The following is a 15,697-nucleotide window of genomic DNA, read 5'->3' as shown; positions in this document are numbered from 1 at the left end:
CTCGCCTAGTTGACCTGAGACCGCGTGAGCACCAGACCGCTGGTGGGGACCCCCGTACCCGCGGTGACCACGATCTTGTCGGCGTTTTCGACCTGATTGACCGAATCGCCACGTATCTGTCGGACCGCCTCCGCGATCCCGTTCATCCCGTGAATGTAGGCCTCACCGAGTTGTCCCCCATGGGTGTTCAGAGGCAGCTCGCCACCGACCTCGAGCGCGCCCGGGTGCCGGACGAAGTCTTTCGCCTCTCCTCGACCACAGAACCCCAACTCCTCGAGCTGCATCAGCGTGTAAGGAGTGAAGTGGTCGTAGAGGATGGCCATGTCCATGTCGGACGGACCGAGCCCCGACTGCTTCCACAACTGCCGGCCCACCAGGCCCATCTCCGGAAGGCCCGCGAGGTCGTCGCGGTAGTAGCTCGACATGATGAACTGGTCGTCGGCGCTTCCGGCCGCTGCCGCGGAGATCACCGCGGGCACTTGCGGCAGGTCGCGGGCGCGCTCGGCCGACACCACCACGATGGCCACGCCACCGTCGGATTCCTGGCAGCAGTCGAGCAGGTGCAACGGCTCGGCGATGTAGCGGGAGGACTGGTGGTCTTCCAGCGTGATCGGCTTGCCGTGAAAGAACGCGTTGGGGTTGACCGCGGCATGTTTGCGGTCGACCACCGCGATTCGGCCGAAATCCTCACTGGTTGCACCATATTCGTGCATATACCGCTGAGCGACCATCGCGACGAACGCGGCCGGCGTAGACAGGCCGTGCGGGTAGGAGAATGCGTTGTCGGTGCCCGACGAGTTCTCCTGATTGGCGACGGCACTGTTGACCTGACCGAATCGGAGGCCGGATCGTTCGTTGAAGGCCCGGTAGGCGACGACGACGTCGGCCACTCCGGTCGCAACGGCCATCGCCGCCTGTTGCACGGTCGCGCAAGCCGCACCACCGCCGTAATGGATGCGGGAGAAGTAGGTCATCTCCTTGATGCCCACCGCACGCGCCACAGCGATCTCGGCGTTGGTGTCCATCGTGAAGGAGACCAGACCGTCGACGTCCGCCGGAGTGAGCCCGGCATCTGCCACGGCGGCCGACACGGCCTCGGCGGCCAATCGCAACTCACTGCGCCCGGAATCCTTGGAGAACTCGGTGGCGCCGATGCCGGCGATCGCAGCCTGTCCGGAGAGCCCGGCCATCACGACTTCCTTTCCGTGGTCTGCCCGTGGGTGAGGGTGACCGTCGAGATCACATGCTTTCCCAGGGAATTGGTCCCGGTCACCGACACGGTGATCACGCCGTCGGTGACGTCGGTGACCTCACCGGCGAAGGTAACCGAGTCGTAGGCATACCAGGGCACACCGAGTTTCAGGGAGATCGATCGAATCCGCGCGGTCGGTCCCGCCCAGTCGGTGACGAAGCGCTCGACGAGACCGGTGTCGGTGAGGATGTTGACGAAGATGTCCTTGGAACCCTTGGCCTGTGCGAGATCCCGGTCGTGGTGTACGTCCTGGAAGTCGCGGGTGGCCAGCGCGGTCGCAACGACGAACGTCGGGGTGGCCTCGATCGTCAGCGGCGGCAACGTGTCTGCCACCTGAACCGGTTGGGGTGCAAGGGCTGTCACGACTTTCCCTCCTCGACGGGTGTGAATGCGTACAGGGTCCACGAGTCGGCTTCGGTGTCGGCGTCGGTCGGGAAATCGAGATATGTCGCCTCGACCGGCAGGCCCACCCGCACCTGTTCCGGTGTGATGCCGCGGAGCTCGCCCAGCATGCGGACGCCTTCATCGAGCTCGACGAGTGCCACCACGAACGGCAGTTGGCGGCCGGGTACCTTCGGCGCGTGATGGACGACGTAGCTGTAGACGGCTCCACGCCCCGTGGAGACCACGTAATCCGTCTCCGGCACAAGGCCGTCCGCTTGGCGCGGCTTCCAGGTGGCTGGGATCGGCGGATGTCGCAGCGTCCCGTCGGCCACTTTCTGAATCCGCAACTCGTGCTGCGCGACGCCGTCCCAGAAGAACGTGGTGTCTCGCGAAGCGCTCGGCTTGAGCATGCGAGTCGGATCGAGATCCTCGGGAACCGTCGTGGCCACATCTGCCTCCGCCTCCGATGACGGCGGGCGGAACTTCAGGATGCGGAACGACATCTCGGCGACCACCTCGTCCCCGACGGACCACACGTTGCGGGTGGTGAAGAACCATCCCTCACCGAGCGCGGTGTTCTTGGGGCCGACCACGTCGACGAGTTCGGCCGACAGGCTGACCTCTTCGCCGGGTTCGGTGTAGCGGTGATAGACGGTGTCGCAGTTGGTCGCGACGACGGAGGTGTAGCCCGCGTCATCGAACAGTTCGCTGGCGCGACCGAGCGGATCGTCCGTGGTGCGCTTGCCGTGCAGGCCACGCATCGTCCAGACCTGGGCCATGGCCGGCGGCGCGACCACACCGGGATGGCCCGCCGCACGCGCCACCGATTCGTCGACATAGATGGGGTTCTCGTCCCCCATCGCCTCGACCCAGTTGTTGATCATCGGCTGGTTGATCGGGTCACGTCCGGTGACGGGTGCGCTGCGGCCGTCGGCCTTGATGGCTTCTGCGGCGGCCCGGATGTCCACTTCAGTCATTGCTTCGACCCTTCGTGACGCTCGCAAGCTCGCTCCTCAGGGACCGGGGGACGCTCGCAAGCTCGCCCCTCAGGGACCAGGTGACGCTCATCGCTTCGCCCTCGGCAATCCCAGTCCGGAGGTCGCGATCATGTCGCGCATGACCTCGTTGACACCACCGCCGAAGGTGATCACCACATTGCGCTTCTGCTGGACGTCCAACCAGTCGACCAGCGCCGCGGTCTCCGGATCGGTGAAATCTCCGTAGCGCCCGACGATCTCGTTGATGAGGCGGCCGATGGTCTGGAGACGCTCGGTGGCGAAAACCTTGGTCGCGGCGGCATCGGCCATCGAGATCGCCTCTCCGGTGGATGCGACCTGCCAGTTCAGCAACTCGTTGATCCGGGCGTAGGCCTCGATCTCGGCGAGCGCGCGACGGACGTCGGGGTGCTTGGCGATCACCGTGCCATCGGAACCGGGCTGTTGGGACCACGCCCTGATACGGGCCGCGAGGCCGTCGATGCGGCCGGCCGGGCCGAGCATGACGCGTTCGTGGTTGAGCTGCGTGGTGATCAGCTTCCAGCCGCCGCCCTCGTCGCCGACACGCATCGACACCGGCACGCGGACGTTGTTGTAGTACGTCGCGTTCACGTGGTGTGCCCCGTCGGCGGTGATGATCGGGGTCCAGCTGAAGCCGGGGTCCTTGGTGTCGACGATCAGAATCGAGATGCCCTTGTGTTTGGGGGCTTCCTTGTCGGTCCGGACGGCCAGCCAGATGTAGTCGGCGTCGTGCGCACCGGTGGTGAAGATCTTCTGCCCGTTGACAACATAGTGATCCCCGTCGAGGACGGCACTCGTGGTCAAGGAGGCGAGATCGGTGCCGGCCTCCGGCTCCGTGTAGCCGATGGCGAAATGCACTTCACCGGCGAGGATGTCGGGCAGGAACCTGTCCTTCAGTTCCGGTGTGCCGTGAACCTGCAACGTGGGTCCGACGGTCTGCAGCGTCACCGCAGGCAACGGCACATCGGCGCGGACCGCCTCATTGGTGAAGATCTGCTGCTCGATCTCACCGAAACCCTTGCCGCCGTACTCTTTCGGCCAGCCGACTCCGAGCCGACCGTCTTTTCCCATCTGCCGGATGACCTTGCGGTACGTCTCGCCGTGGCGCTCGGTGAGCATCGCCTCGGCATCGGCCGGGCTGACCAGGTTCGCGAAGTACTCGCGGAGCTCGGCACGGAGCGCCTTCTGCTCCGGGGTGAGATCAATGAACATGTGCTGCCTGCGCTTTCGAATCGAGCCGCGCATCGGAATCGTCGGCGACCTCGTCCAGACGGGCATCGGCACCGCCGATCAGCCGGGCGAGATCCTTGGCAATGGAGAAGTAGCGATGCAGCGGATACGTCACGTCGACGCCGATCCCGCCGTGCAGGTGGGTCATGGTGCGCATGGTCGCCGGGATCTCCGCCGCCAGCCAATACGACGCGATCCCGAGATCCTGTGTGGCGTCGAGCCCTTCGGCCATCCGCCACGCTGCCGCCGTGGTCGCGAGATCCATCGAGCGCTCGATCACGTAGATGTCGGCGAGCTGCTGACCCACTGCCTGGAAGAGCGCGATCGGCTTGCCGAACTGCTCACGCCCGGTGACATGGTCGGCGGTGAGGCGGGTCGCACCGGCCACCAGGCCGTCGGCATAGGCCGACAGCACCAGCCGGTAGCGATCGCGCAGCACCGAGACATCGGCGGTGAGGACATCGGCCTCATCGATCTCGACATCATCGAAACGCACCGTGTACTCGCCCCACCCGCTCGAGGTGGGTGTCCGCGAGATGGTGACGCCCGGCTTGTCGGCGGAAACCATCACGACGCCGCCGTCGGTCGACACCACGAGAGCCGCGGCGCCGTCCGCGTGCAGCACACCGGTCTTCGTTCCGGTCAGCCGACCGTCACGGATCGTGGTGCGCGGTGTCGGCGTCAGGGTGTCGCCCTGCTCGCCGATGGCCACCGCATGCCACGCCGCACCCTGCAATGTTGGGCCCCACGCCGCGCGCGATGCCGCCGATGCGTGGCGCAGCGTGAGCGCCGAGGTGAGCGTTCCGAGTGCCGGCGTGACCGCCGCGGACTCCCCCATCTTCCGCAACAGCGGCAAGAGATCGATCACGGCGACGTCGTCGCCGTCGAGATCGGCCGGGAGCGGCAACGCCATCAGCCCGGCGTCGGCGATCGATCGCCAGAGAACGTCGTCGAACGCACCCGTCACCTCCGGGCCGAAACCCCGCTGACCGAACTTGGTCTCCCAGTCCGGCTGGTGCCGGGCAAAAACCTCCGCGGCGGCATCGCGTACCGCGACCGCCGTGTCGTCGAGGGCAAAGTCCACCCCACTGCCTCCTTGCGACAATTAGAACCTGTTCTAGTTGTATCAGACGGGTTTGCGCCTGTGTCCGCTACCGGCCCCCATCTGCCAATTCGATGCCGAAATCGCATATTCGGCGGGATCAACCGCGGGGCAAACCGAGAATCCGTTCCGCTGCTGCGGTGCGCAAGATCTGCGTCGTCCCGCCGGCGATCGAGAGACACCGGTTTTGGAGGAACGCGTCCGAGGCATCACCGGCCACCACCGCGTCCGTACCGAGAAGATCCAGGGCGAATTCCGGAACCGCCTGGCGGTGCCGGACGCCGATCAGTTTCCGCACGCTCGACAGCGCACCCGGATCGTGCCCGGCCAACCGCTGGGTCACCGCACGCGCGTCGATCACCTGCCCGACGTGCGCCTCGGCGACGAGTCCACCGAGGGTCGCCATCTCGTCGGGTTCGAGAGTCCTGGGCATGTCCACGATCTGGCGCAGCAGGGCGTCCATCTCCTTGCCCAGTCCCGATCCGCCCATGGCCACCCGTTCATTGGCAAGCGTCGTACGTGCCAGCCGCCACCCACCGTTGATCTCGCCGACCACACAGTCGTCGGGGACGAACACGTCGTCGAGGAATACCTCGTTGAAGTTGGCCCGGCCGGTCAGTTCACGCAGCGGCCGGATGTCGATGCCCGCCGAGGTCATGTCGATGACGAAATAGGTGATGCCCTTGTGCTTCGGCGCATCCGGATCGGTCCGAGCAAGACAGACCCCCCAGGTGGCGTTGTGCGCCTGTGACGTCCAGATCTTCTGCCCCTGCAGCTGCCAGCCACCATCGACCCGGGTGGCCCTGGTCCGCAGTGCGGCCAGATCCGAACCGGCCTCGGGTTCGCTGAACAACTGGCACCACACGATGTCGCCGCCGAGCGTCGGCCCGACGAAACGGTCCCGCTGCGTGTCGGTGCCGTGTTCGAGGATCGTCGGGATGGCCCAGGCACCGATCACCAGGTCCGGGCGGTCCACCCCGGCCCGCTCGAACTCGCCGTCGATCAGGAGTTGGAGTGCCGGCTCGGCCGACAGACCGTACGGCGTGGGCCAGTGGGGCATCAGATAGCCGGATTCCGCCATCGCCTGACGACGCTTGTCGGGCTCGGCGGCCTTGATACCGGCGACCGCCTCCCGTACCTCGGGGCGACGTTCTTCCACCGCCGACAGGTCTATCTCGAAATCCCGCCGCACGCCCTGGAGCCCGAGACGACCCAGCTGACGACGGGCCTCGACGGCCTGCCCCAGTGCGGCTCGCGCCGTCATCGCCGATCGCAGATAGAGGTGGGCGTCGTGCTCGAAGGTGAAGCCGATCCCACCGAGCACCTGGACACAGTCCTTGGCGTTGGCGACCGCGGCATCGGCGACGATGGTGTCGGCAGCGCATCTGCTGATCCGGAGTTGCGCATGCGCGCGTTCGGGTTCCGCGCTGACGAGCACGTCGTCGACGGCGCGCGCGAGGTCCCAGGCCACCGCCGTGAGTTCTTCGCTCCGGCAGAGCATGTCGGCGCAGATGTGTTTGATCGCCTGGAACGAACCGATCGGCGCACCGAACTGGGTCCGCACCTTCGCGTAGTCCACCGCGGTATCGAGGGCCCACCGGGCGACGCCGCTCTGATAGGCGGCGAGCGTCGCGGACAGCACGCCCGCCACGAGATCCGGGTCGTCGAGGGTGACGAGCTCCGACGGGTCAACAGACGTAACGCGAACCCGTGAAACCGACTCGGTGCCACTGACGGGCCCCTGCGGCGTCACGTCGACGACGCCGACCCCGGACGGCAGGATGCGCCACACGCGATCACCGTCGACCTGCAGCGGGATCAGCAACGCGCAGCCGTCGACATAGCCGGGGACCGATCCGAGATCGATCTGGCCGTCGCGGAGTTCCGTTGCCCCGACGCCCGCGAAGGCGGATGCCGGGGCCGCAGCGGCCACTTCACCTGCCGCGAGCCGAGCGAGCAGACCGCCGGCCCGGTCGTCAGTGCTGCGGGAAAGCCCGAGAGCCGCTGCGACGGTGGGACTGATCGGCCCCGGCACGAGGCTGCGGCCGCACTGTTCGATCATCGCGGCGACGTCGGTGAAGGTGGCGCCGAAACCCCCATGTTCCTCGGGCAGCGCCGCCGCGAACACGCCGAACTCGGCGAGTTGGGCGAGCAGCCCGGTCCATTGATCCCCCGGTTTGTCGATATCCGCACGGACCAGTTCGGTGGTCTGGACACCATGTGCCCAGGTTGCGATCGCGTCACAGACGGCGATCTGTTCGGCTGTCGTGGCGATTGTCACGCTATTCCTCTGTATGTCAGGTTGTGACGGGCAATTAGAACCTGTTCTAATATGCCATGGGTGGTTGCCAACCGGTAGGCACCCTTCAGGAACCGAAACACGTGAGGATGTCTTCGACCACATGGCACGTTCTGCACCGGCAAGCGCCTCCGTCGACACGGCGGCGAACCCCGCCCCGACGGCCGGCACACCGTCGGGGGGAACCGAGACCGGATCGTCGGCCCAGCGCGAGCGGCGCCGACGCATCCTCGACGCCACGTTGGCGCTGGCATCCAAGGGCGGCTACGACGCGGTCCAGATGCGGACCGTCGCCGACAAGGCCGACGTCGCCGTCGGCACCCTCTATCGGTATTTTCCGTCCAAGGTCCACCTGCTCGTGACCGCACTGGCCCGGGAGTTCGAGCGGGTCGAGGCACGCGTCGATCGCTCACAACTGCGCGGCGACACCGCAGTCGACCGTCTGCGGCATGTCCTCGACATGATCACTTATGCGATGCAGCGCGATCCCCTGCTCACCGAGGCCATGACGCGCGCATTCATGTTCGCCGATGCGTCCGCGACCGCCGAGGTCGATCAGGTGGCCGGCATCATCGATCGCCTCTTGGCGGGCGCCATGGTCGGCAACGGCGAGCCCGGTGAAGAAGACCTCGCCATCGCGCGCGTCCTGTCGGATGTCTGGATGTCGAATCTCGTGCAGTGGCTGACCCGTCGCGCCTCGGCCACCGACGTCACCAACCGACTCGAGCTGACCGTCCGACTGCTCCTCAGGGATAGCGCGGACTAGTCACCCACCGCCCGTCTGCACAGTTGGGCCGACCCCTCCTTCGCCGAGCGGGCACAGTTCCTTCGCCGAGCGGGCACAGTTCCTCGCCGATCGGGCACAGTTCCTCGACCACTGGGCGCGAACGTTCTTCGATCGTGCGCGGCTGCGCACGATCGACACCAGGCTGCGCACAGTCAGCGACAAACTGCGCACGATCGGCGCAGAATTGCGCACGGTCGGCGCAGAATTGCGCACGATCGGCGAGGCGGAGCGAGGCGAGGCGGAGCGAGGCGAGGCGAGGAGCGGTCAGTGCGCTAAACGAGCGGCGGGCTTTGCCGGCGCGGCCTTCCGGTTCAGATCGGCCGAGAGCATCGGCCAGGTACGCCGCAGGTCGGACTCCCAGTACTCCCACGAATGCGTTCCGGTGGGCCGCGAGATGGTCTGCATCGGAACGCGGAGACCACGCAGACGCGTGGCCATCTGCTGCGTACACGAGTTGACCGCGGCCTCGATGACACCGCCGAGCACGACCTGGTTGGCCAACGTCAGCGGATTGCCCTGGACCAGTCGCGCCTCGGGCCGGTCGTAGGGCCCGGGCAGGCCGGTGCCGGACGTCATGTAGACCTTGGTACTACGCAGTTTGGCCGCATTCACGAACGGGTCGTTCTCCCGCCATCCCGGTCCGCCGACGGGCCCCCACATGTTGTCGAGGTTGCCCTGGCCGCGGTCGGCGACCACCATGCGAATGTAGGCCTGCCCCACTGGATCACTGGTTCGCGCGCACCCGCTGTATGCGGCGACCGACCGATAGAGGTGCGGAGCCGCGATCGCGAGATTCAGCACCGAGGTGCCGGCCATCGAGATCCCCGCGATCGCATTGACCTTCGTCGTACCGAATTCCTTGTCGATCAAGGGGGGCAATTCCTTGGTCAGAAAGGTCTGCCACTTGTTTCGCCCCAACACCGGATCGTCGTGCCGCCAGTCGGTGTAATACGAGAATGCCCCACCGATCGGGGTCACGACGTTGACGTTCTTGTCCGCGAAGAACTTCACATAGTCGGTCTTGGCCGCCCAGGTCGCCGAGTCCTCACCACCACCCGCTCCGTTGAGCAGATAGAAGGTCGGCCGCGGCTTGCTCGTGTCGCGTGGCCGGAGGACGGTGATCGGGACCATGCGTCGCATCGACGCCGAATAGACGATGGCCGTGGCCTGCTGCTTGTTGTCGTGGATCACCGTGTCGATCCGGGACACAGCCGGGTCGGGTTCCGGGGCGGCAGACGCCGCCGCCGATCCCAGTGTGAGCGCGACGGCGACCGTGGCCGCGGCACTGACCCACGCACCCCATCGAGGACCCCAACGTGTGTCCACCACTATTCCCTTCAGCCACAAAAGTCACATCTGTCACAGATGCTAGCCGTGGGCGATCGCCGCCCCAAGTCGTGGAACAGGCTTGTTAGTCAGTTGTGACGTCGGGGCGGCGCGGAACCATGAGCGCGAACATCGGCCGCAGGCATTCGGCGAGCCGGGCGCCGGGGTCGGCCAGCCAGCGTTCGTGGCCGGCCGACGAAGCAGCCATCACCGCATACGCAACGGCCAGCGGGTACTCGTCGCCGGGGCGACCGCCGGTCCGCTTCGCCACGAATTCGGCGATCACGGTGCGCCATTGCCGATATACGGCACCCGCCTGCGCCTGCACCGCCGCAGCGTGCAGGATCAGTTCCGCACGATGCCGGGCCCACTCGTCCTCCGCAAGGCCGTGATCGATCGCCGCTATGAACGCATCCTCGACGACGTCCACCGGATTCGCGGAGGGCGCCGACTCCGCGATCATCGCGCGGAAATGCCGAAGCTCGGCATTCGATTCGACCCACACCACGTCGGCCTTGGTGGCGAAGTAGCGGAAGAACGTTCGCCTGCTCACGCCGACGGCGGCCGCGATGTCCTCCACTGTCGTCTGATCGAAGCCGTCGCCGAGGAACAGCCGTTGCGCCGCGGCCGCTAGCTCGCGGGCACTGGTACTCGCGGGACGTCCACCCCGATCGATCTCGACATCCGAGGAAACCCCCGCTCCACCTGGCGTGTCCTCGTGACCCATCAGGCCATCGTCCCACCGTCGGGTCGGTGCCACCGAAACTGACACCCTAGTGTTTTGTCACTGTGTGACATAGCCTCGATTTGAGACGTGGATCACACGTCCGTGGCGAAAGGGAGTGCGTCAGATGGGCAAATTGGAAGGCCAGGTCGCCTTCATCACCGGTGCGGCACGCGGACAGGGACGAAGCCACGCGATCCGGCTGGCCGAGGAAGGCGCCGACGTCATCGCGGTCGATGTCACCGAGCAGGTCTCGACGGTCCCGTATGACACCGCCCGGCCCGGTGACATGGAGCAAACCGTCAAGGAGGTCGAGGCGCTCGACCGCCGCATCATCGCCTCCGAGGTCGACGTGCGTGACCTCGCCGGGCTGCAGAAGGCGGCGGCCGATGGCATGGCCGCGTTGGGGCGCATCGACATCGTCCTCGCGAACGCCGGCATCAACACCATGGCACCCACCCTCGAGATGGACGAGGAGATGTGGGACACGATGATCGACATCAACCTCACCGGCGCGTGGAAGACCGTACGTGCAGCCGTCCCCTACATCGTCGAGGGAGGACGCGGCGGTTCGGTGGTGCTCACGAGTTCACTCGCCGCCCTCGTGGCGAACGAGAACATCGCGCACTACACCGCCGCCAAGCACGGACTGGTCGGCTTGATGAGGGTCCTCGCGAAAGAGCTCGGACCGCAGAGCATTCGGGTCAACAGCGTGCACCCGACGACGGTCGCCACCGATATGGTCCTCAACGATGCGACCTACCGTCTCTTCCGACCGGATCTCCCGGCACCGACCCGAGAGGACTATGAAGTCGCGGCCCGCGAGATGAACCGACTGCCCGTCCCCGCGCTCGACCCGGTCGACATCTCCAACGCCATCGTCTACCTCGTCTCCGACTCCGGGCGCTATGTGACCGGCACGACCCAGGTGATCGACGCGGGCGGCAGCCTCTGACGCGGTCGACCGTGGTCTCGATACACGGCTCGCCTGGCGGCTCGCCGCTACTCGACCAGCGGGCGGGCAGGTCGAGGTTCAGCTGTGCGTGAACTTCGGGTCGCGTTTCTCCACGAAGGCCGCCATACCCTCGGTCTGATCGTCGGTGGCGAACGTGGAGTAGAACAGTGCCCGCTCGGCACGAACCCCCTCGGCGAGACCGGATTCGAAGGCCCGGTTCACCGCATCCTTCGCCAGCGAGGCGGCGATGAACGACTTCGACGCGATCGTGGCCGCGACCTCTTTCGCAGTGCTGAAACAGTCCTCGGCCGCGACCACCCTCGACACCAGACCCAGCCGGTCGGCCTCGTCGACCTTCATGTTCCGGCCGGTGAGGATCATGTCCATCGCCTTGGCCTTGCCGACCGCCCGTGTGAGCCTCTGGGAGCCACCGATTCCCGGGATCACACCGAGATTGATCTCGGGCTGACCGAACACCGCGTTGTCGCCGGCGACGAGGATGTCGCAGATCATCGCAAGTTCGCAACCACCTCCGAGGGCGTAGCCCGTGACGGCCGCAACGATGGGCGTGCGCAGCCGGGACAGTTCGTCCCACGCGCCGAAGAAGGATTCCGTCACCACCGCGCTGTAGGTCTTCGACGACATCTCCTTGATGTCGGCACCTGCCGCGAACGCCCGGTCGGAGCCGGTGATCACGATGGCGCCGATATCCGGATCGCGATCGAAATCAGTTGCCGCACCGACCACCTCGTTCATCAGGGTGGTATTGAGCGCGTTCAGGGCCTTCGGCCGGTTCAGGGTGATGACACCAACTCGTCCATTGCGATCGACGATGATCGTCTCCAGATCAGACACTCGAATCCTCCTGTGGTGCGGTGTCGATGGTCAATTCCAGCTCGTCCGGCAGGGGCGCGAAGAACTCGTCGACCTCCGCTGCGGTCACCGCAGAGTGATCGGGATGACGCCACGACGGCGAGCGGTCCTTGTCGATCACCTGGGCGCGGATACCCTCGGCCATGTCGGGATTGAGTAGGCTGCGCAGCGAGACGCGGTACTCGCGCGCCAAGGTTTCCTCCAGCGTGGGCTTTTCGTCTCGCAACGACCGGAGAGTCACCGCCAGGGCGATCGGGCTCTTGGCGGCGATCGTGTCCGCGACCTTGGCCGCATCTTCGGTGCCGACGGACCGGCAGCGTTCGATGATCTCTGCGACGGTCTCGGCCGCGAACGCGGTGCCGATCCAGTTCCGCTGTGCGGCGAGCGTCGACTCCGGTGGCTGCTGCGCATATTCGGCGAGGGCGTCGTCGAGCGAGGCCGTGTGGAGAGCCCGCTGGAATGCGCCGAGGTCGCCAGCGGGAACGAAGTGATCGGCAAGGCCGAGCGCGATGGCATCCGCACCCGACAGCGATTTGGCGGTGAGCGCGGCATAGGCCCCGAGACCATCCGGCACCCGCGCGAGCAGATGCGTCCCGCCGACGTCCGGAACGAACCCGATGCCCACCTCGGGCATGGCGAGGCGGGTGCGGTCGGTGACGATCCGAGTGTTCGCATGGGCGGAGATGCCGACACCGCCACCCATCACGATCCCGTCCATGATGGCCACATACGGCTTGGGGTAGCGCGCGATGTCGGCGTTGAGCCGATACTCGTCGCGCCAGAACTCCGCGGAGGCGCACCCCGCCGCATCTGCGTCGCCGGCTGCCGGGTCGCCGCTGAGCGCCGACGCGTCCCGGTGGATCGCCACGATGTCGCCGCCGGCACACAGCCCGCGCTCACCGGCGCCGGCCAGCATCACCGCCCCGACCTCACCGTCGGCCGCCCAGCCTCGCAACAACTCGTCCATCGCCGTGACCATCGGATGGTCGAGCGCGTTGATCGATCTGGGCCGGTTCAGTGTCAGGGTCGCCAGTCGGCCGTCCAGCGCGGACAGCACCGATGGTTCGTCCGCCATCGCTTACTCCTCGAACGTCGTCGGATAGTCCATCAAATACTTGCATATCCTAGTAAGGGAGTACAGAGCAGGTCTCCGCCGGTTCTCGGAGTCGCGAGTCAGGCTACGGCCGCACGCGCACAAATGCCTCGACGAGCAGGCTCAGCACGGCCTGGCCACCCTGGTTGACGAGCTCAGCCGTCGTCGTAACCAACGCCCGGCCCCGCTTGTCGAAGTCGATCGCATCGATCACGATCGCACCGGTGAGCGTGTCACCAGGCCGGACCGGCCGCAGGAATCGGACGTCGGTGAGGCTCTTACCCGCGATCACACTCCAGCCCCCGAAGACACCGGATACCGCCAACCGCTGGTAGACGGCCAGCGTGTGGATCCCACTCGCGATGAGGCCTCCATAGGCGCCGGCCTCGGCGATCTCCTTGTCGATGTGGAAGCCCTGCGGATCCCAGGCCGTGGCGTAGTCGATCACCTCGGCCTCGGTGACGGTGTAAGTGTCCAGCGGGTACCGAGCACCGACCTGCAGATCGTCGGCGTAGGTGACATCGGGAGCATGTTTCACGGTGGCCAGGGTAGCCACGGCCGATCCGCGGTCGCAGTGCGGCGGGTCGCGTTCAGCGGCGGACTCCCGTCTCCGGAGTCACCTCGGGGCGGTGGCCGTCGAGCATCAGCGCGGAGACCACACCGAGTGCCTCCTGCCAGGCACGGGTCATCTCGGTCGTCCAGCTGTCCCCGCCGATCTCGGCCATCGTCGCGATCATGCATTCCCCCACCGCGTCATACATTTCCGCGGTGACCCCCATGTCGTCATGGCGCCGCCCCAGCGTCTGGAGGTTGGTGGTGAGCCAGTCATTGTCGTCGAGATGGTCCAGTACCGCCACGATCGCCGTCCTCAGCATGGCGGCTTGAACCTTGTTGTCGCGGCGGAAAATCGGCTCGACTGCGGGATATCGGTCGAACAAGACCTGGTAGAAGCGGACGGTCAATCCGTCGTCGGGAAGATCGACGAGCGACAGACCGTCGTCGAGTGCTTGCCTGTCCATCAAATCAGGCCCCCTCGGATCTGTCGTCACGCGGGTTCTCGGCGGGGCCGTCGTCGTGCATCTCATGCACCTCACTCTTGAGGATGCGTAACGAGCTGCCCAGCCCGCGCGCGGCAGCCGGCAATTTGCTCGACCCGAACAACACGAGAAAGACGATCGCCACCACGACGACATGCCACGGCTGGACCGCACCCATCACCATCTCCTTTCCACCACAGAACTATTCGTCATTCATTCGCCGGCTGGTGGTAGGCATCAGCGGTACTTCGGATTGTTGATGACCGGGATCTCGATGTTGATGGGCATGTGCAGCTCGGACATGTAGAGCAGCACGAACTGACGCAGGAACTCGTCGAAGAGCCAGTACGCCTCTTTCGGCACACCGACATTCAGCGCGCCCTCGCGGACCGCGACATAGGGCCCCCACGCGGTCTCCAGCAGCGGGCTCCACACCGGCTCCCTGGGGATGTCGAGCCAGTCGGCGACCTTGTCGCCGAGCATGAACCTGGTCAGCGCCCCCAGCACACCCCTCGAGAGCAGGGACAGATCGAGGTTGTATCCGAGACCGAGCAGGATGTCGGCCAGTTTCTTGCCCTCCGGCGTGGGTGCCAAGATGGGGTCGAGCACCTGCTTCGCTTGCGAATCGGCCGCGTTCCATGACTTCGGAATGTATTGATCTTCCACCCCGAGCATGTGTGCGGTCACCTGCCACGAATGCAGGAAACCCTCGGACTCATCGGCCGCGATCGGCACATTCCACTTCTGCAGATTTCGCCACACCGTGGTCGGCAGGCTGTGCCAGGTGACCATGATGTCGGCCTGACTGATCGGCTTCTTCTCCGGCGCCGCGTGCACCCAGTGCGGCGACTGCGGCAGGAGGTGCCGGACCGCCGCATGGGCCATCCGCGTCTTGACACAGGTGACAACCATCTCGCCATCCGGCTGATAGGCGTTGAGAGAACCTATGTCGTATCCGAGTTTGGCGGTCTTGGTGATGCGGTCCTTCATGTCCGCGCCACCCTTGGAGTAGTAGACCGCGCGCGCCTCCTTGGGGATGACCGTGCTCATCATGCCGCTCGCAAAGCCGTACAGCACACCGAGATACGTACCGCGCTTCTGGTTGAAACGCACTGCCGCCGCAAGCTTGTCGCGATCGGTCCACGACGGCAACTGCCGGGCATGTTCCATGAAGTCCCGCAGATCCGCAGGTAGGCCGGCGGGCAGCGGCTGGCCGTTCTTGGTCCACGACCGCAGGATCTTGTTGACCTTCGGCACCTCGCCTCGATCCAGCAACGCGGCGATCACGGCATCGGCCTCCGGATCCCACCCACCCTTCGGATCCGCGCCGCTTCCGACCCCCGGCAAGGACTCCGCCGGCGACCATGTCCACGGCGTGGCCGGCGCGACGACCGCTGCCGCACCGAGGGCCCCCAACGTTCCCCCGGTTTTCAGCAGCCTGCGCCTGTTCAGATCTTCCATTCTTCACTCCCGTCGAACGCCCGACTCGATGACGCGATGTAACAATGCATGTAACTCTGTAACATTGCTACCATGATTGTGGTCCGCATCACAAGGGGTGGGTCGCCGATCCCAATCGATAGGCTGATCGGTGAAGGCGGCCGTCGAGGAGGGAAATC

The 15,697-nt window shown here is 66.0% G+C and carries 16 protein-coding genes; 2 read left to right on the top strand and 14 right to left on the bottom strand.

What is annotated here, in order from left to right; genetic code table 11:
• Positions 1 to 5: 5 nt before the first annotated feature.
• From ACLQ3I_RS16625 to ACLQ3I_RS16600, 6 genes are all read right to left on the bottom strand, one after another.
• Positions 6 to 1,190: a lipid-transfer protein gene (locus ACLQ3I_RS16625; protein ID WP_425803324.1), complete on the bottom strand. Its 1,185-nt coding sequence runs from the start codon at positions 1,188 to 1,190 to the stop codon at positions 6 to 8.
• Entirely contained in the window at positions 1,190 to 1,615 is a 426-nt protein-coding gene (locus ACLQ3I_RS16620) for a MaoC family dehydratase (RefSeq protein ID WP_425789826.1), read from the bottom strand. The genes ACLQ3I_RS16625 and ACLQ3I_RS16620 overlap by 1 nt, the downstream gene beginning before the upstream one ends.
• Complete coding sequence (locus ACLQ3I_RS16615) at positions 1,612 to 2,613, bottom strand: bifunctional MaoC family dehydratase N-terminal/OB-fold nucleic acid binding domain-containing protein (RefSeq protein WP_425803321.1); 1,002 nt, start codon at positions 2,611 to 2,613, stop codon at positions 1,612 to 1,614. The genes ACLQ3I_RS16620 and ACLQ3I_RS16615 overlap by 4 nt, the downstream gene beginning before the upstream one ends.
• 87 nt (positions 2,614 to 2,700) lie before the next feature.
• Entirely contained in the window at positions 2,701 to 3,864 is a 1,164-nt protein-coding gene (locus ACLQ3I_RS16610; RefSeq protein WP_425789829.1) for an acyl-CoA dehydrogenase family protein, read from the bottom strand.
• Positions 3,854 to 4,966: an acyl-CoA dehydrogenase family protein gene (locus ACLQ3I_RS16605; RefSeq protein ID WP_425789831.1), complete on the bottom strand. Its 1,113-nt coding sequence runs from the start codon at positions 4,964 to 4,966 to the stop codon at positions 3,854 to 3,856. Before ACLQ3I_RS16605 ends, ACLQ3I_RS16610 begins: the two co-directional genes overlap by 11 nt.
• A gap of 118 nt (positions 4,967 to 5,084) precedes the next feature.
• Positions 5,085 to 7,265, bottom strand: a complete 2,181-nt coding sequence (locus ACLQ3I_RS16600) for an acyl-CoA dehydrogenase family protein (protein ID WP_425803318.1) — start codon at positions 7,263 to 7,265, stop codon at positions 5,085 to 5,087.
• A gap of 121 nt (positions 7,266 to 7,386) precedes the next feature.
• Between ACLQ3I_RS16600 and kstR the strand changes: the two genes are divergently transcribed.
• Positions 7,387 to 8,049, top strand: coding sequence for a cholesterol catabolism transcriptional regulator KstR (gene kstR, locus ACLQ3I_RS16595; RefSeq protein WP_425789835.1), 663 nt, complete (start codon positions 7,387 to 7,389; stop codon positions 8,047 to 8,049).
• Between the two features lie 285 nt (positions 8,050 to 8,334).
• Here kstR and ACLQ3I_RS16590 read toward each other — a convergent pair whose 3' ends face one another.
• Positions 8,335 to 9,396 carry an alpha/beta hydrolase gene (locus ACLQ3I_RS16590; RefSeq protein WP_425803316.1) on the bottom strand — a complete coding sequence of 354 codons (1,062 nt, stop codon included), beginning with the start codon at positions 9,394 to 9,396 and terminating at the stop codon, positions 8,335 to 8,337.
• An 85-nt stretch (positions 9,397 to 9,481) separates the two neighbouring features.
• Complete coding sequence (locus ACLQ3I_RS16585) at positions 9,482 to 10,123, bottom strand: TetR family transcriptional regulator (RefSeq protein ID WP_425789837.1); 642 nt, start codon at positions 10,121 to 10,123, stop codon at positions 9,482 to 9,484.
• A 124-nt stretch (positions 10,124 to 10,247) separates the two neighbouring features.
• Between ACLQ3I_RS16585 and ACLQ3I_RS16580 the strand changes: the two genes are divergently transcribed.
• Positions 10,248 to 11,075 carry a mycofactocin-coupled SDR family oxidoreductase gene (locus ACLQ3I_RS16580; protein WP_425803314.1) on the top strand — a complete coding sequence of 276 codons (828 nt, stop codon included), beginning with the start codon at positions 10,248 to 10,250 and terminating at the stop codon, positions 11,073 to 11,075.
• A 78-nt stretch (positions 11,076 to 11,153) separates the two neighbouring features.
• On the opposite strand, the gene ACLQ3I_RS16575 is transcribed toward ACLQ3I_RS16580, so the two are convergent.
• The 6 genes from ACLQ3I_RS16575 to ACLQ3I_RS16550 form a co-directional block, all read right to left on the bottom strand.
• The gene (locus tag ACLQ3I_RS16575; RefSeq protein ID WP_425803311.1) at positions 11,154 to 11,930 is read right to left on the bottom strand and encodes an enoyl-CoA hydratase; all 777 of its coding nucleotides are present in this window, start codon (positions 11,928 to 11,930) and stop codon (positions 11,154 to 11,156) included.
• Positions 11,923 to 13,023, bottom strand: a complete 1,101-nt coding sequence (locus ACLQ3I_RS16570) for an enoyl-CoA hydratase/isomerase family protein (protein ID WP_425803308.1) — start codon at positions 13,021 to 13,023, stop codon at positions 11,923 to 11,925. Before ACLQ3I_RS16570 ends, ACLQ3I_RS16575 begins: the two co-directional genes overlap by 8 nt.
• 103 nt (positions 13,024 to 13,126) lie before the next feature.
• Positions 13,127 to 13,579, bottom strand: a complete 453-nt coding sequence (locus ACLQ3I_RS16565; protein WP_425803306.1) for a MaoC/PaaZ C-terminal domain-containing protein — start codon at positions 13,577 to 13,579, stop codon at positions 13,127 to 13,129.
• Positions 13,580 to 13,631: 52 nt separating this feature from the next.
• Entirely contained in the window at positions 13,632 to 14,060 is a 429-nt protein-coding gene (locus tag ACLQ3I_RS16560) for a globin domain-containing protein (protein WP_425803302.1), read from the bottom strand.
• A gap of 4 nt (positions 14,061 to 14,064) precedes the next feature.
• Positions 14,065 to 14,256 (bottom strand): Sec-independent protein translocase subunit TatA, encoded by a 192-nt coding sequence (tatA, locus tag ACLQ3I_RS16555; RefSeq protein ID WP_425789847.1) that lies wholly within the window; start codon positions 14,254 to 14,256, stop codon positions 14,065 to 14,067.
• 59 nt (positions 14,257 to 14,315) lie between these two features.
• Positions 14,316 to 15,539 (bottom strand): oxygenase MpaB family protein, encoded by a 1,224-nt coding sequence (locus tag ACLQ3I_RS16550; protein ID WP_425803300.1) that lies wholly within the window; start codon positions 15,537 to 15,539, stop codon positions 14,316 to 14,318.
• Positions 15,540 to 15,697 lie beyond the last annotated feature (158 nt).

Origin of the sequence: Gordonia sp. DT101 (assembly GCF_049844895.1) — a bacterium.
In the GTDB taxonomy this organism is placed as follows: domain Bacteria; phylum Actinomycetota; class Actinomycetes; order Mycobacteriales; family Mycobacteriaceae; genus Gordonia.
Note: the sequence above shows the minus strand (reverse complement) of the source record. Positions and strands in the feature narration are given on the sequence as shown.

Excerpts from the sequence above, each read along its gene's own strand:
- ACLQ3I_RS16585 (WP_425789837.1), bottom strand. The coding sequence starts at position 10,123 with ATGGGTCACGAGGACACGCCAGGTGGAGCGGGGGTTTCCTCGGATGTC.
- tatA (WP_425789847.1), bottom strand. The coding sequence starts at position 14,256 with ATGGGTGCGGTCCAGCCGTGGCATGTCGTCGTGGTGGCGATCGTCTTT.
- ACLQ3I_RS16560 (WP_425803302.1), bottom strand. The coding sequence starts at position 14,060 with ATGGACAGGCAAGCACTCGACGACGGTCTGTCGCTCGTCGATCTTCCC.
- ACLQ3I_RS16580 (WP_425803314.1), top strand. The coding sequence starts at position 10,248 with ATGGGCAAATTGGAAGGCCAGGTCGCCTTCATCACCGGTGCGGCACGC.
- ACLQ3I_RS16625 (WP_425803324.1), bottom strand. The coding sequence starts at position 1,190 with ATGGCCGGGCTCTCCGGACAGGCTGCGATCGCCGGCATCGGCGCCACC.
- ACLQ3I_RS16550 (WP_425803300.1), bottom strand. The coding sequence starts at position 15,539 with ATGGAAGATCTGAACAGGCGCAGGCTGCTGAAAACCGGGGGAACGTTG.
- ACLQ3I_RS16615 (WP_425803321.1), bottom strand. The coding sequence starts at position 2,613 with ATGACTGAAGTGGACATCCGGGCCGCCGCAGAAGCCATCAAGGCCGAC.
- ACLQ3I_RS16570 (WP_425803308.1), bottom strand. The coding sequence starts at position 13,023 with ATGGCGGACGAACCATCGGTGCTGTCCGCGCTGGACGGCCGACTGGCG.
- ACLQ3I_RS16610 (WP_425789829.1), bottom strand. The coding sequence starts at position 3,864 with ATGTTCATTGATCTCACCCCGGAGCAGAAGGCGCTCCGTGCCGAGCTC.
- kstR (WP_425789835.1), top strand. The coding sequence starts at position 7,387 with ATGGCACGTTCTGCACCGGCAAGCGCCTCCGTCGACACGGCGGCGAAC.